Source organism: Klebsiella sp. JB_Kp042, from assembly GCF_040065275.1.
In the GTDB taxonomy this organism is placed as follows: Bacteria; Pseudomonadota; Gammaproteobacteria; order Enterobacterales; family Enterobacteriaceae; genus Klebsiella; species Klebsiella quasipneumoniae.
The window spans coordinates 71,701-84,065 of sequence record NZ_JBEAJL010000016.1 but is presented as its reverse complement, the minus strand read 5'-3'; the positions used below and the strand labels follow the sequence as shown (position 1 = coordinate 84,065).

The 12,365-nt window shown below is 58.5% G+C and carries 9 protein-coding genes and 1 pseudogene; 4 read left to right on the top strand and 6 right to left on the bottom strand.

The features are described 5' to 3' along the window. Positions 1 to 67 precede the first annotated feature (67 nt). The 3 genes from ABLV54_RS05675 to ABLV54_RS05665 are packed head-to-tail and all read left to right on the top strand — an operon-like array spanning position 68 to position 3,805. On the top strand, positions 68 to 1,357 hold the full coding sequence (locus tag ABLV54_RS05675) for an aromatic amino acid transport family protein (protein ID WP_044521927.1): 1,290 nt from the start codon (positions 68 to 70) through the stop codon (positions 1,355 to 1,357). 24 nt (positions 1,358 to 1,381) lie between these two features. Further along, positions 1,382 to 2,620, top strand: coding sequence for a Zn-dependent hydrolase (locus ABLV54_RS05670; protein ID WP_050532910.1), 1,239 nt, complete (start codon positions 1,382 to 1,384; stop codon positions 2,618 to 2,620). Between the two features lie 18 nt (positions 2,621 to 2,638). After that, positions 2,639 to 3,805 carry a M20 aminoacylase family protein gene (locus tag ABLV54_RS05665; protein WP_348813768.1) on the top strand — a complete coding sequence of 389 codons (1,167 nt, stop codon included), beginning with the start codon at positions 2,639 to 2,641 and terminating at the stop codon, positions 3,803 to 3,805. Between the two features lie 42 nt (positions 3,806 to 3,847). Here the strand turns inward: ABLV54_RS05665 and pncB are convergent, their stop codons facing one another. After that, positions 3,848 to 5,050, bottom strand: a complete 1,203-nt coding sequence (pncB, locus tag ABLV54_RS05660; RefSeq protein WP_032428717.1) for a nicotinate phosphoribosyltransferase — start codon at positions 5,048 to 5,050, stop codon at positions 3,848 to 3,850. 326 nt (positions 5,051 to 5,376) lie between these two features. On the opposite strand from pncB, the gene pepN reads away from it, so the two are divergent. Next, on the top strand, positions 5,377 to 7,992 hold the full coding sequence (pepN, locus tag ABLV54_RS05655; protein WP_050532908.1) for an aminopeptidase N: 2,616 nt from the start codon (positions 5,377 to 5,379) through the stop codon (positions 7,990 to 7,992). 97 nt (positions 7,993 to 8,089) lie between these two features. Here pepN and ssuB read toward each other — a convergent pair whose 3' ends face one another. From ssuB to ssuE, 5 genes and pseudogenes are all read right to left on the bottom strand, one after another. Continuing rightward, positions 8,090 to 8,863: an aliphatic sulfonates ABC transporter ATP-binding protein gene (ssuB, locus tag ABLV54_RS05650; protein WP_023289039.1), complete on the bottom strand. Its 774-nt coding sequence runs from the start codon at positions 8,861 to 8,863 to the stop codon at positions 8,090 to 8,092. Next, positions 8,860 to 9,651: an aliphatic sulfonate ABC transporter permease SsuC gene (ssuC, locus tag ABLV54_RS05645; protein WP_004201413.1), complete on the bottom strand. Its 792-nt coding sequence runs from the start codon at positions 9,649 to 9,651 to the stop codon at positions 8,860 to 8,862. Before ssuC ends, ssuB begins: the two co-directional genes overlap by 4 nt. Positions 9,652 to 9,661: 10 nt before the next feature. After that, entirely contained in the window at positions 9,662 to 10,807 is a 1,146-nt protein-coding gene (gene ssuD, locus ABLV54_RS05640) for an FMNH2-dependent alkanesulfonate monooxygenase (protein WP_348813765.1), read from the bottom strand. Beyond that, positions 10,767 to 11,766, bottom strand: a pseudogene (locus ABLV54_RS05635) (sulfonate ABC transporter substrate-binding protein). Before ABLV54_RS05635 ends, ssuD begins: the two are co-directional and overlap by 41 nt. After that, positions 11,759 to 12,334 (bottom strand): NADPH-dependent FMN reductase, encoded by a 576-nt coding sequence (gene ssuE, locus ABLV54_RS05630; RefSeq protein WP_050532906.1) that lies wholly within the window; start codon positions 12,332 to 12,334, stop codon positions 11,759 to 11,761. The pseudogene ABLV54_RS05635 and the gene ssuE overlap by 8 nt, the downstream one beginning before the upstream one ends. Between the last annotated feature and the right edge of the window lie 31 nt (positions 12,335 to 12,365).

Here is a 12,365-nt window from a genome sequence, read left to right as displayed (position 1 = left end):
GACAAGCGTTCTGACTCATAACGAAAACATACGCGCTTTCGCGTCATGCACAGAGAGAACCTGACCGATGAATACTGAAAATATAATTATCAATAAAGGATGTTCCGATCCCGCAAAGTGGCATAGCGAAGATACCGTTTGGGTCCTTGGCCTTTTCGGTACCGCAATTGGCGCCGGGGTGCTGTTTCTGCCGATTAATGCCGGAATTGGCGGCTTCTGGCCGCTGCTGATTGTTTTTGTCCTCGCTTTTCCTATTACTTATCTGGCTCACCGCGGTCTGGCGAGATTCATTTACTCTTCCAATACGCCGGAAAGCAGTATTACCGATGTTATTGGCGAGCATTTTGGCGCGCTGGCGGGAAAAGTGTTTACCGTCATCTATTTCTTCGCCGTCTATACCATTCTGATTATGTATGCGGTGGCAATCACCAACACCGCGCAGAGCTTTATCACCCACCAGTTGGCAATGGCCGAGCCTCCCCGGTCGCTGGTGGCCATCGTTCTGATCCTCGGGCTGATGTTTATCGTCCGTTTTGGACAGCGTTTGATAATGCGGGTGATGAGCACCCTGGTTTATCCCTTTATTATCTCGCTTATTTTTATGGCACTTTTTCTGATTCCGCACTGGAACGGCGCAATTTTGCAAACCGCAAGCTTCAGCGCCACAGGCGATGGGCAGGGGATCATGTTATCCCTCTGGATGACCTTCCCGGTACTGGTGATGTCGTTTAACCACTATCCCATCATTTCGCCGATGGTGGTGCGCCAGAAGCAGCGTTACGGTCTGGCGTTCGCTGAGGGGAAATGCGCGCAGATCCAGCGCTACGGCATCCTGCTCATGACGGTGGTGGTGCTGTTTTTTGTTCTCAGCTGCGTGTTAAGCCTGTCGCCGCAGCAACTGGCGGAAGCCAAAGCCCAGAATCTGTCGATTTTGTCCTATCTGGCCAATCAGTACGATACACCGATTATTGCCTGGCTATCGCCGATTATCGCCTTTGTCGCTATTACTAAATCATTTCTTGGCCACTACATCGGCGCCTATGAATCGCTGCGCGACCTGATTCTGGAGGCCGCCGCCGCACGCGGGAAAAAACCTGGCATTCGCCTCGTCGACGCGGTCATCCTGGTGTTTATGGTGTTTACCTGCTGGTTCGCCGCGTACAAGAACCCCAGTATCCTCGGTATTATCGAATGCATCAGCGGTCCCACCGGGGCGGCAATTCTTCTGCTGTTGCCTATGTACGCCATTCATAAATTACCGGTGCTTGCCCCCTGGCGCGGTAAAGCGAGCAACGTTTTCGTCACCCTGATCGGGCTTATCACCGTCTCTGCCATTTTTTACGGCATGTTCCAATAACCACCATCACTAGCGAGATGTTTTATGAGTCATTTTCTGCAGATTAACGGCCAACGGCTTATCGATTCCCTGTATGCGCTTGGCGAATATGGTGCGCTGGAAGGCGGCGGCGTATGCCGCCTGGCAGCGACGGCCGAAGATAAAGCCGGCAGGGACTTTGTTGTAGCCCGCATGAAGGCCCTGGGCCTGAGTGTGTCTATTGATGCTATCGGTAATGTCACTGGTGTTTATCACGGCGAGGAGACGTTGCCGATGGTGATGATGGGGTCACATATCGATACCGTCGCTACCGGTGGGTTATACGATGGCAACTACGGCGTTATGGCCGGCCTTGAGGTGATTGCCACCCTCCAGGATGCCGGGATCCGCCCCCGACGACCGTTGGCGATAACCTTCTTTACTAACGAGGAGGGGGTGCGATTTCAGCCCGATATGATGGGCAGCGTGGTGTTTGCCGGCGAGTATCCGTTGGCGCAGGCGCTCGCGGCAAAAGATCTCGACGGTATCACGCTCGATGAAGCGCTGCGTAACATTGGTTATAAGGGCGAACGTCAGCCGGGAGATATGGCGGTAGATAGCTACGTTGAGCTGCATATCGAACAGGGACCGATTCTTGATAAAGAGCAAATTGATATTGGCGTTGTTACCGGCGTACAGGGTATTTCGTGGCAGGAATTTACCCTGAGAGGCGTATCGAATCATGCGGGTACTACCCCAATGTCCATGAGACGCGATGCCGGGCTGGCGGCTGCGAAAATCGCTGTTTTTGCCCGTGAGCTGGCGCTAAGCCTTGGTGGTGATCAGGTAGCTACCGTTGGGCATTTCAGCGTGAAGCCTAATCTGATCAACGTCATTCCCAACCATGTCGTTATGTCAGTGGATCTTCGCAATACCGATAATGCGATCTTATGTCTGGCGGAGCAGCAACTGGCAGAATTTGTCGCAAAAACGTCGCAGGAAGAGGGCGTGGAGATAACCAGCCGCTCACTGGTGCGCTTTGAACCGGTCATTTTTGCCGATGAGATCGTCAATGCGGTGGAAGCCGAGGCGGAGCGTCAGGCGCTCAGTTACCGACGTTTGCCAAGCGGCGCTGGACACGATGCACAATTTATGGCGTCGGTATGTCCCGCCGGGATGATTTTTGTCCCCTGCGTTGATGGCATCAGTCACAACGTCAAAGAACACAGTGCGGCCAAAGACCTGATTGCTGGCGCCAATGTGCTGCTGCAGGTGGTTTTACAGCGCGCCCAGCGTATGGACTAATGTTTACAGGAGCAGAGAATGAATCAGCAACAGTTAAAGCAGCAGCTTATCGCCTGGCGTCACTATTTGCATGCCCATCCGGAAAGCGCCTTCGAAGAGCAGAATACTTCACGGTTTATTGCCGAAAAGCTCGAGGCCATGGGCATTGAGGGACACCGCGATATTGGCAAAACCGGGGTAGTGGGGAGATTGAAATGCGGCGACGGCAAGGGCGTTATCGCTATTCGTGCCGATATTGATGCCATTCAATTGACCGAACAGGGAGACCGGTCTTACCGCTCCATGACCGCCGATCGGATGCACGGCTGCGGGCATGATGGTCATACCTGCATTGCATTGGGCGCGGCGCAGTTGCTATTGCAGCGGCAGAATTTTAACGGCACGGTCATCTTTGTTTTTCAGCCTGCTGAGGAGCCTGGCTATGGCGCCAGAGCGATGATGGACGATGGCGTTATTGAACGCTTTGGCATTGAGGAAATCTACGGTCTGCATAATATGCCGGGTATGAAAGCTGGGACTATCGCCACGCGAGTCGGTGGCATTATGGCCAGTGAAGATAACTTTATTATTCGTATTCAAGGGCAGGGAGCGCATGCGTCGCGGCCGCATATGGCGAAAGATCCGCTGGTAATTGCGGCGGAAATCATCCTGGCTTTGCAGACAATTGTTTCGCGAAATGTTGATCCGAACGTGCCAGCGGTCATTTCCTGTACTGAACTGCACACCGATGGCATCCGCAATGCGATTCCGACGCATGTTGAAATCAAAGGGGATACGCGCAGCTTTGTACCGGAGGTGCAGATGCTGCTCGAAGAACGAATGCGTACCATTAGCGAAGCAATTTGCGCGATGCACGGTGCTAGGTGCCAGTTCAGCTATACCCATGAATTTGCGCCAACGGTGAACTGGCAGAAATGCGTTGATGTGGCGGTCACCGCTGCGATTAACGTGGTAGGGGCTGAGAAGGTGGACGGCAACGTCGCACAGATGATGATTTCGGAGGATTTCGGCGCTTTTCTGCAAAAAATCCCCGGCTGTTTCATCTTTTTAGGCAACGGCGATGGTTCAGATGCTCAGGGCAATACACCGTTGCATAATGCCTGCTACGACTTTAATGATGAGATATTGCTAACTGGCGCGGAGTATTTTGCCGAGGTCGTCAGAACCCGTCTGCCGCAGGAGTGATATTGATTGGCCCGATAGCAGAATGCCGTCGGGCCATGTTTTTTAGCTTGCCTTTTTAATCGGCGGCAGGTCGAACGCCTCGCGCAGGGCGCGGACGAAGGCCTTATCGTGGCAGATGGTTTTCCCCGGGCTGTCGGAGAGCTTCGCCACCGGCTTGCCGTTACATTCCACCAGCTTAATCACGATATTGAGCGGTTTAACCTGCGGCAGATCGCAGGTTAAACGGGTACCAATACCAAAGCTCAGCTTCACCCGCGAGGCGAAGTGGCGATACAGGTCGACGGCTTTCGCCAGGTCGAGATTATCGGAGAAGACCAGCACTTTGCTCAGCGGATCGATGCCCAGCTTCTGGTAATGGGCGATGGCTTTTTCACCCCATTCCACCGGGTCGCCGGAGTCGTGGCGCAAACCCTGATAGCGGGTGGCGAACTCCGGACCGAAATCGCGCAGGAACGCATCCATGGTGATGCAGTCGGTCAGCGCGATGCCCAGCTGGTCAGGATACTCTTCCAGCCAGGCGGCGAGGGCCGCCCGCTGGCTGCTGGCCAGGTTCGGGCTGATCTGCTGGTGGGCCTGGAACCACTCATGGGCCTGGGTGCCCATCGGGGTTAAGTTCAGACGGCGCGCCAGATCGTAGTTGCTGGTGCCGACAAACCAGGGCTCCTGCTGCAGGCGTTGCACAATGGCTTCCTGTACATCGCGTGAAAAACGACGGCGGGTGCCGAAATCCATCAGGCGGAAGGCGCTCATATCGAGGTCAGCGGTCATGGTGGCGAAGTCGCCTAGCTTATGCTCCAGCGCGTTTAGCGCTTGTTCAACGCCCATCTCGGGTGAACGGTAGCGATGGACCAGCTCGCTTATCACCGCCAGCAGGGGGACTTCCCACATGATGGCTTCCCGCCACGGGCCGGTGAGGCGAATGTTCAGCTTGCCGTTGTCATTGGCGACCGTGACCTGGCGCGGGTCATAGCGAAAATCGCGCAGCCAGTCGAGGTAATCCTGGCGAAAAAAGGGAAGGGTGGACAGCCAGCGATATTCATCATCCCGCAGCCTCAGATCGCGCATGGACTCCACCTGCTCGCGGATCGCGTCGGCATAAATGCCGAGCAGGTCGTCTCCACGGCAGCGAAACTCCGCCGCCACATGTACATCGCCGTAGCGGTGGAAGACAGCCTGCTGCATGTGCAGCTTGTAGGCATCCGTATCAAGCAGCGAATGCAGTACAGGAGAAGTGAATTGTGTCATGGTGCGCAGTAGCATCCTCTCACTGGAGCGTTCCATCGAAACCAACGCGGAAAAAGGAGGCGGAGTATACCTTTATTACCCGGCTCTGTCCCGCGATGGCGAGCGATGGCGACGCTGACGGTCATTTGCGAGGCCTAGTTTAATATATTGAACATGGATCACACCACAAGCTTTGCGTCGGGTCGAGGGCAATTCGTGCCGCGAGTGTTAACAAAATGTAGCGATTTTCGTGTTTCACGTTGAAAAGATGAAGATTCTGCATAGCGCGATTGACACAACAGGAATAGACTGGGACGACACTTTACCGAAGATGCTAAAGGTTTTTTATGACACAACAGCCCCAAGCCAAATACCGCCACGACTATCGTGCGCCGGAGTATCTGATTAGCGATATCGATTTGACCTTTGACCTGGATGCCGCAAAAACCGTTGTTACGGCCGAGAGCAAGGTCTCCCGCCATGCGGCTGCGTCTGATGTGCCATTGCGCCTGGACGGCGAAGATCTGACCCTGATTGCTCTGCAGGTGAACGGCCAGCCGTGGAGCGACTATAAAGAAGAAAACAATCAGCTGGTGATCGGCGGCCTGCCGGAGCATTTCACCCTGACCATCGTCAATGAGATCAGCCCGGCGGCGAACACCGCGCTGGAAGGCCTGTATCAGTCAGGCGAAGCGCTGTGCACCCAGTGTGAAGCGGAAGGTTTCCGCCATATCACCTGGTACCTGGACCGTCCGGATGTGCTGGCGCGCTTTACCACCAAAATTATCGCCGATAAAGCCAAATATCCGTTCCTGCTCTCCAACGGCAACCGGATGGCGGAAGGGGATCTGGAGAACGGTCGTCACTGGGTACAGTGGCAGGATCCCTTCCCGAAGCCGTGCTACCTGTTTGCGCTGGTGGCCGGTGATTTCGACGTCCTGCGCGACACTTTTACCACCCGCTCCGGGCGTGAAGTGGCGCTGGAATTGTACGTCGATCGCGGTAACCTCGACCGCGCGCCGTGGGCGATGACCTCGCTGAAAAACTCCATGAAATGGGATGAGGAGCGCTTTGGCCTCGAGTACGACCTCGACATCTATATGATTGTCGCCGTCGACTTCTTCAATATGGGAGCGATGGAAAACAAAGGGCTGAACGTCTTTAACTCCAAATATGTCCTGGCCCGCACCGACACCGCCACCGATAAAGACTACCTCGATATCGAGCGGGTGATTGGCCATGAGTATTTCCATAACTGGACCGGCAACCGCGTCACCTGTCGCGACTGGTTCCAGCTCAGCCTGAAAGAGGGGCTGACCGTGTTCCGCGATCAGGAGTTCAGTTCCGACCTCGGCTCGCGGGCGGTGAACCGCATTAACAACGTGCGCACCATGCGCGGGCTGCAGTTTGCCGAAGACGCCAGCCCGATGGCGCACCCGATCCGCCCGGATATGGTTATCGAGATGAATAACTTCTATACCCTGACGGTCTATGAAAAGGGTGCCGAAGTGATCCGCATGCTGCACACGCTGCTGGGTGAAGAAAACTTCCAGAAAGGGATGCAGCTATATTTCGAACGTCATGACGGCAGCGCCGCCACCTGCGACGATTTCGTCCAGGCGATGGAAGATGCTTCTAACGTCGACCTGTCGCACTTCCGCCGCTGGTACAGCCAGTCCGGTACGCCGATTGTCACCGTCCACGACGACTATAACCCGGAAACCGAGCAGTATACGCTGACCATCAGCCAGCGCACGCCGCCGACCGCCGAGCAGGCTGAGAAACAGCCGCTGCATATTCCGTTTGCCATCGAGCTGTACGATAACGAAGGTAAGGTGATCCCCCTGCAGAAGGGCGGTCATCCGCTGCACCCGGTGCTTAATGTGACCCAGGCTGAGCAGACCTTCGTCTTTGATAATGTCTATTTCCAGCCGGTCCCGGCCCTGCTGTGCGAGTTTTCAGCACCGGTGAAACTGGAATACAAGTGGAGCGATCAGCAACTGACCTTCCTGATGCGCCATGCGCGGAATGATTTCTCGCGCTGGGATGCGGCGCAGAGTCTGCTGGCGACCTACATCAAGCTGAACGTCAACCGTCATCAGCAGGGACAGCCGCTGTCGCTGCCGGTGCACGTGGCGGACGCCTTCCGCGCGATTCTGCTCGACGAGAAGATTGACCCGGCGCTGGCCGCCGAGATCTTAACCCTGCCGTCGGCCAACGAAATCGCCGAGATGTTCGCCATTATCGATCCTATCGCCATCGCCACCGTGCGCGAGGCGCTCACCCGCACCCTGGCGAACGAGCTGGCGGACGAATTCCTCGCGGTATATAACGCCAATAAGCTCGACAGCTACCGGGTGGAGCACGCCGATATCGGTAAGCGAGCCCTGCGCAATACCTGCCTGCGCTATCTGGCGTTCGCAGAGCCGACGCTGGGCGATAAGCTGGTGGCGGCGCAGTATCACCAGGCGGATAACATGACCGACGCGCTGGCCGCGCTGTCGGCGGCGGTTGCCGCTGAGCTGCCGTGCCGCGATGCGCTGATGCAGGAGTATGACGATAAATGGCATCAGGACGGCCTGGTGATGGACAAGTGGTTTATCCTGCAGTCCACCAGTCCGGCAGCCAATGTGGTCGAAACGGTACGCGGTCTGCTGAACCATCGTTCGTTCAGCATGAGCAATCCGAACCGCGTGCGGTCGCTCATCGGCGCTTTCGCCAGCAGCAACCCGGCGGCGTTCCATGCTGAAGACGGCAGCGGCTACCAGTTCCTGGTGGAGATGCTGACCGAGCTTAACCAGCGCAACCCGCAGGTCGCATCGCGACTGATTGAGCCGTTGATTCGTCTGAAGCGTTATGATGAGAAACGCCAGGCGCTGATGCGCGCCGCGCTGGAGCAGCTGAAGGGGCTGAAGGATCTCTCCGGCGATCTGTACGAGAAAATCAGTAAGGCGCTGGCGTAACGGTGGCAAAATCCCCGGTTGCGCTCTCGCTTACCGGGGCTACAGCGCTGTGCGATTTGGTAGCCCGGCCGAGCGAAGCGCGGGCCGGGGACGTTAGTTAGCCATGACTAAACAAACGCGGTGCGCTCTCGCTCTTGCCGCGCTTCATCACCCGATCCAGCACCTCCGCCTCCAGCTCGGCCAGCTTCGCCGAACCGGTGCGCCGCGGTCGCGGAATATCCACGTTCAAATCGAGACCGATCTTCTTCTCTTCAATCAACAGCACCCGGTCGGCCATCGCCACGGCTTCGCTGACGTCGTGGGTCACCAGCAGGACCGTAAAGCCATGCTCCTGCCACAGGGAGACGATCAGCTCCTGCATCTCCAGACGGGTGAGGGCGTCCAGCGCCCCCAGCGGCTCGTCCAGCAGCAGCAGGCGCGGGCGATGGATCAGCGCGCGGGCCAGCGCAACGCGCTGCTTCTGCCCGCCCGACAGCGCCGCCGGCCACTCCTGCGCGCGGCTCTCGAGTCCGACGCTGGCCAACGCCTGCAGGGCGGCGTCGCGCCAGGCGCCTTTTAACCCCAGCCCCACGTTATCAATCACCGTTTTCCACGGCAGCAGGCGCGCATCCTGAAACATCATTCGGGTGTCGTCCTGGATCGCCGCCAGCGGCGTCGCGCCTGCCAGCAGCTCGCCGGCATTCGGCTTTTCCAGGCCCGCCAGCAGGCGCAGCAGGGTGCTTTTGCCGCCGCCGCTGCGGCCCACCACCGCCACAAACTGGCCGCTGGGGATATGCAGATCCAGCTCGTTAAGAATGGTGTTGTCGCCATAGCGTTTAGTCACCCCGTTCAGCAGCAGCGGGATACCTGGGTTCAGACGGGCAGTGTTCATGCGTTAGCCTCCTGAAGATGATACGCCGGGTTCCAGCGCAGCCAGAGCCGCTCCAGCAGCTGGGCGCTGACGTCGGCCAGTTTGCCAAGAATGGCGTAAAGAATGATGGCGACCACCACCACGTCGGTTTGCAGAAATTCACGCGCATTCATCGCCAGGTAGCCGATACCGGCGTTCGCCGAGATGGTTTCGGCGACAATAAGCGTCAGCCACATCAGACCGAGGGCAAAACGCACGCCGACCATAATCGAGGGCAGGGCGCCGGGTAAAATCACGTGACGGAAAAGAGCAAAGCCGGATAAACCATAGCTGCGCGCCATCTCCACCAGCCCACGGTCGATATTGCGGATCCCGTGCCAGGTATTGATATAGATCGGGAACAGGGTCCCCAGCGAGACGAGGAAGATCTTGGCGGTCTCATCGATGCCGAACCACAAGATCACCAGTGGGATCAGCGCCAGGTGCGGCACATTGCGCAGCATCTGGATCGACGTGTCCAGCAGGCGCTCGCCCCAGCGTGACAGACCGCTGATCAGGCCGAGCACCAGTCCAATGGAGCCGCCGATGGCGAAGCCGACCAGCGCCCGCCACGAGCTAATGGCCAGATGCTGCCACAGCTCACCGCTGGCCGAGAGCGTCCAGAACGCTTTCAAAACGCCCTCCGGCGAGGGCAGCACCCGGGTCGACAGCCAGCCGACGGACGACGCCAACTGCCAGACAATGACCGTTCCCACCGGCAGCAGCCAGGGGGCGAGGCGTAACAACAGGGGATGGGTTGATTTTGCCATCAGTGCCTCCTCAGCTCTGCGCCACTTTACGCGGGATAAACTCGTTAGCGACGACTTCCCCCTGCAGACGCAGGTTGTGCGGCTGCGGAACAGACGGCACCGCGACGTCGAGCAGCGGGAACAGCAGCTCGCCGACCCGATACGCCTCTTCCAGATGCGGATAGCCGGAGAAGATAAAGCTATCGATACCCAGCGCGGCGTATTCATTGATCCGTTCGGCAACGGTAGCGGCATCGCCCACCAGCGCGGTCCCGGCGCCGCCGCGCGCTAAACCGACGCCAGCCCACAGGTTGGGGCTGATTTCCAGCTTATCGCGTCGACCATTGTGCAGCGCCGCCATCCGCTGCTGGCCGACGGAGTCGGTTCTGGCGAAGGCCGCCTGGGCGCGGGCGATAGTCTCATCATCCAGATGGGAGATAAGGCTGTCCGCCGCCTGCCAGGCTTCCTCATTGGTTTCCCGCACGATCACGTGCAGGCGGATGCCAAAACGCACCCGGCGACCGTGCCGGGCGGCTTTCTCCCGCACCTGAGCTATCTTCTCTGCCACCTGGGCTGGCGGTTCGCCCCAGGTAAGATAGAGATCGACCTGCTCAGCGGCCAGATCCTGCGCCACCTCAGACGATCCGCCGAAATAGAGCGGCGGACACGGCTGCTGGAGCGGCGGGAACAGCAGTTTGGCGTCGCGAACGCGCTGATGCTTGCCGTTAAAGGTGACAGTCTCCCCCTCCATCAGCTTGCGCCAGATATGGGTAAATTCAGCCGAGGCCTCATAGCGCTCGGTGTGGTCGAGGAAGACACCGTCGCCTGCCAGCTCGGCGGGATCGCTGCCGGTGACCAGATTGAACAGCGCCCGGCCGTTCGACAGTCGGTCCAGGGTCGCCGCCTGGCGCGCGGCCACCGTCGGCGACACCACGCTTGGCCTCAGGGCGACTAGGAATTTCAGCCGCTGCGTTACCGGGATCATCGAGGCCGCAACCAGCCAGGCATCTTCACATGAGCGCCCGGTCGGGATCAGTACGCCGGTGAATCCCAGCCGATCCGCCGTCTGCGCGATTTGCTGCAGATAGCCGTAATCGACCGGACGGGCTCCCTCTTCGGTACCCAGATAACGACCATCACCATGGGTCGGTAAAAACCAGAACATATTCAGACTCATGATTTCGCTCCTTGTGCGGCGGCGGGCTGCCAGATGCGGGCCCGGATATCAACTTTTTTCGGCACCAGCTTGTTCTCATAGAACAGGTCGGCCGTCTGCTGCTGGCGAGCGGCGGTTTCAGCGCTCACCGGGGTCACCGAGGTGGGGGGACGATGGTCCAGGTAGCTGGCGATCACCGCTTCCGGTAATCCCATCGTTTTTGCCAGCAGCGTAATGCTTTGCGCACGCTGGCTATGGGTCAGGGCATCGGCCTGGGTAAAGGTATCGAGTACGCCCTCAATAAAGGCGCCATTGCGTTCAGCGTAAGGGCGGGAAGCGAGATAGAAGGATCCCGTCTGTTTCAGGTCGGTTCCGTCGGTCAGCACCCGGGCGCCGCCCTGCAGCAGCGCGGCGGAGTAATACGGATCCCAGATCGCCCAGGCGTCGACATTGCCCTGCTGGAAGGCGGCGCGCGCATCGGCGGGGGCGAGATAGACCGGCTGAATGTCGCTAAACTTCAAACCTGCGAGCTGCAGGGCGCGCAGCAGCAGATTGTGGGAGCTGGAGCCTTTCTGAAAAGCGACCTTTTTCCCTTTTAGCTCAGCCACGTTATGAATCGGGCTGCCCTGCGCCACCAGAATCACTTCCGCTTTGGGCTTTGGCGGTTCCGAACCGATATACACCAGATCGGCGCCGGCCGCCTGCGCAAAGATAGGCGGAATGTCGCCAGTGCTGCCAATATCGATGCTGCCGACGTTCAGCGCCTCCAGCATCTGCGGACCGGCCGGGAATTCAATCCACGAAATATGGGTTTGCGGGTAGCGCTGCTCCAGCAGCTGATGGCTTTTCGCCAGCACCATGCTGACGCTGCCTTTCTGATAGCCGATGCGCAGGGCGTCAGGCGCCGCCGGGGCGGCATGGCCCAGGGCGGAGAACAGCAGCAGCCCGCCGAGGGTCAGAGCGCGGAGAGGATTAAGCATGTTCCACCCCACGCAGAGACGTTAACGACGGGGCGCGGCTGCTGGGGCGATGCAGCGCCTGCCAGAAGGTCTCCAGGGCTTCATCGAGGCGCCGCTGCAGGTTCGGGGTAAACTGCGGCTTGTGCTGGTAATCGGTCACCTGGCTGTCGTCGGCGAAGACGCCATGGAGGATCTCCTGAGCCTTGAGGGCATTCAGCACCGGCTTCAGGGCGTAGTCCACCGCCAGCATGTGGGCGATGGTGCCGCCGGTGGCCAGCGGCAGCACGATTTTGCCCTCCAGCGCCCGCTCAGGAAGCAGGTCGAGCAGCGTTTTCAGGGCGCCGGAAAACGAGGCTTTGTACACCGGCGTGGCGATGATCAGTCCGTCAGCCCCGGCCAGCTGCTCATTGAGCGTCTGCAGCGCCGGGTTGTCAAAGCGAGCGTACAGGAGGTCTTCCGGGGCAAAGTTCTGCAGATGCCAGTGGCAGACTTCGATATCGGCGGCGGCGAGCGTCTCTCTGGCGTATTCCAGCAGGGCGCTGGAACGGGAAGGGTAACGCGGGCTGCCCGCAAGCGTAATGACGCGCATCTCTCTCTCCTTATAACTAAATGTTTGCATT

Excerpts from the sequence above, each read along its gene's own strand:
- ABLV54_RS05675 (WP_044521927.1), top strand. The coding sequence starts at position 68 with ATGAATACTGAAAATATAATTATCAATAAAGGATGTTCCGATCCCGCA.
- ABLV54_RS05670 (WP_050532910.1), top strand. The coding sequence starts at position 1,382 with ATGAGTCATTTTCTGCAGATTAACGGCCAACGGCTTATCGATTCCCTG.
- ABLV54_RS05665 (WP_348813768.1), top strand. The coding sequence starts at position 2,639 with ATGAATCAGCAACAGTTAAAGCAGCAGCTTATCGCCTGGCGTCACTAT.
- pncB (WP_032428717.1), bottom strand. The coding sequence starts at position 5,050 with ATGACACAATTCACTTCTCCTGTACTGCATTCGCTGCTTGATACGGAT.
- pepN (WP_050532908.1), top strand. The coding sequence starts at position 5,377 with ATGACACAACAGCCCCAAGCCAAATACCGCCACGACTATCGTGCGCCG.
- ssuB (WP_023289039.1), bottom strand. The coding sequence starts at position 8,863 with ATGAACACTGCCCGTCTGAACCCAGGTATCCCGCTGCTGCTGAACGGG.
- ssuC (WP_004201413.1), bottom strand. The coding sequence starts at position 9,651 with ATGGCAAAATCAACCCATCCCCTGTTGTTACGCCTCGCCCCCTGGCTG.
- ssuD (WP_348813765.1), bottom strand. The coding sequence starts at position 10,807 with ATGAGTCTGAATATGTTCTGGTTTTTACCGACCCATGGTGATGGTCGT.
- ssuE (WP_050532906.1), bottom strand. The coding sequence starts at position 12,334 with ATGCGCGTCATTACGCTTGCGGGCAGCCCGCGTTACCCTTCCCGTTCC.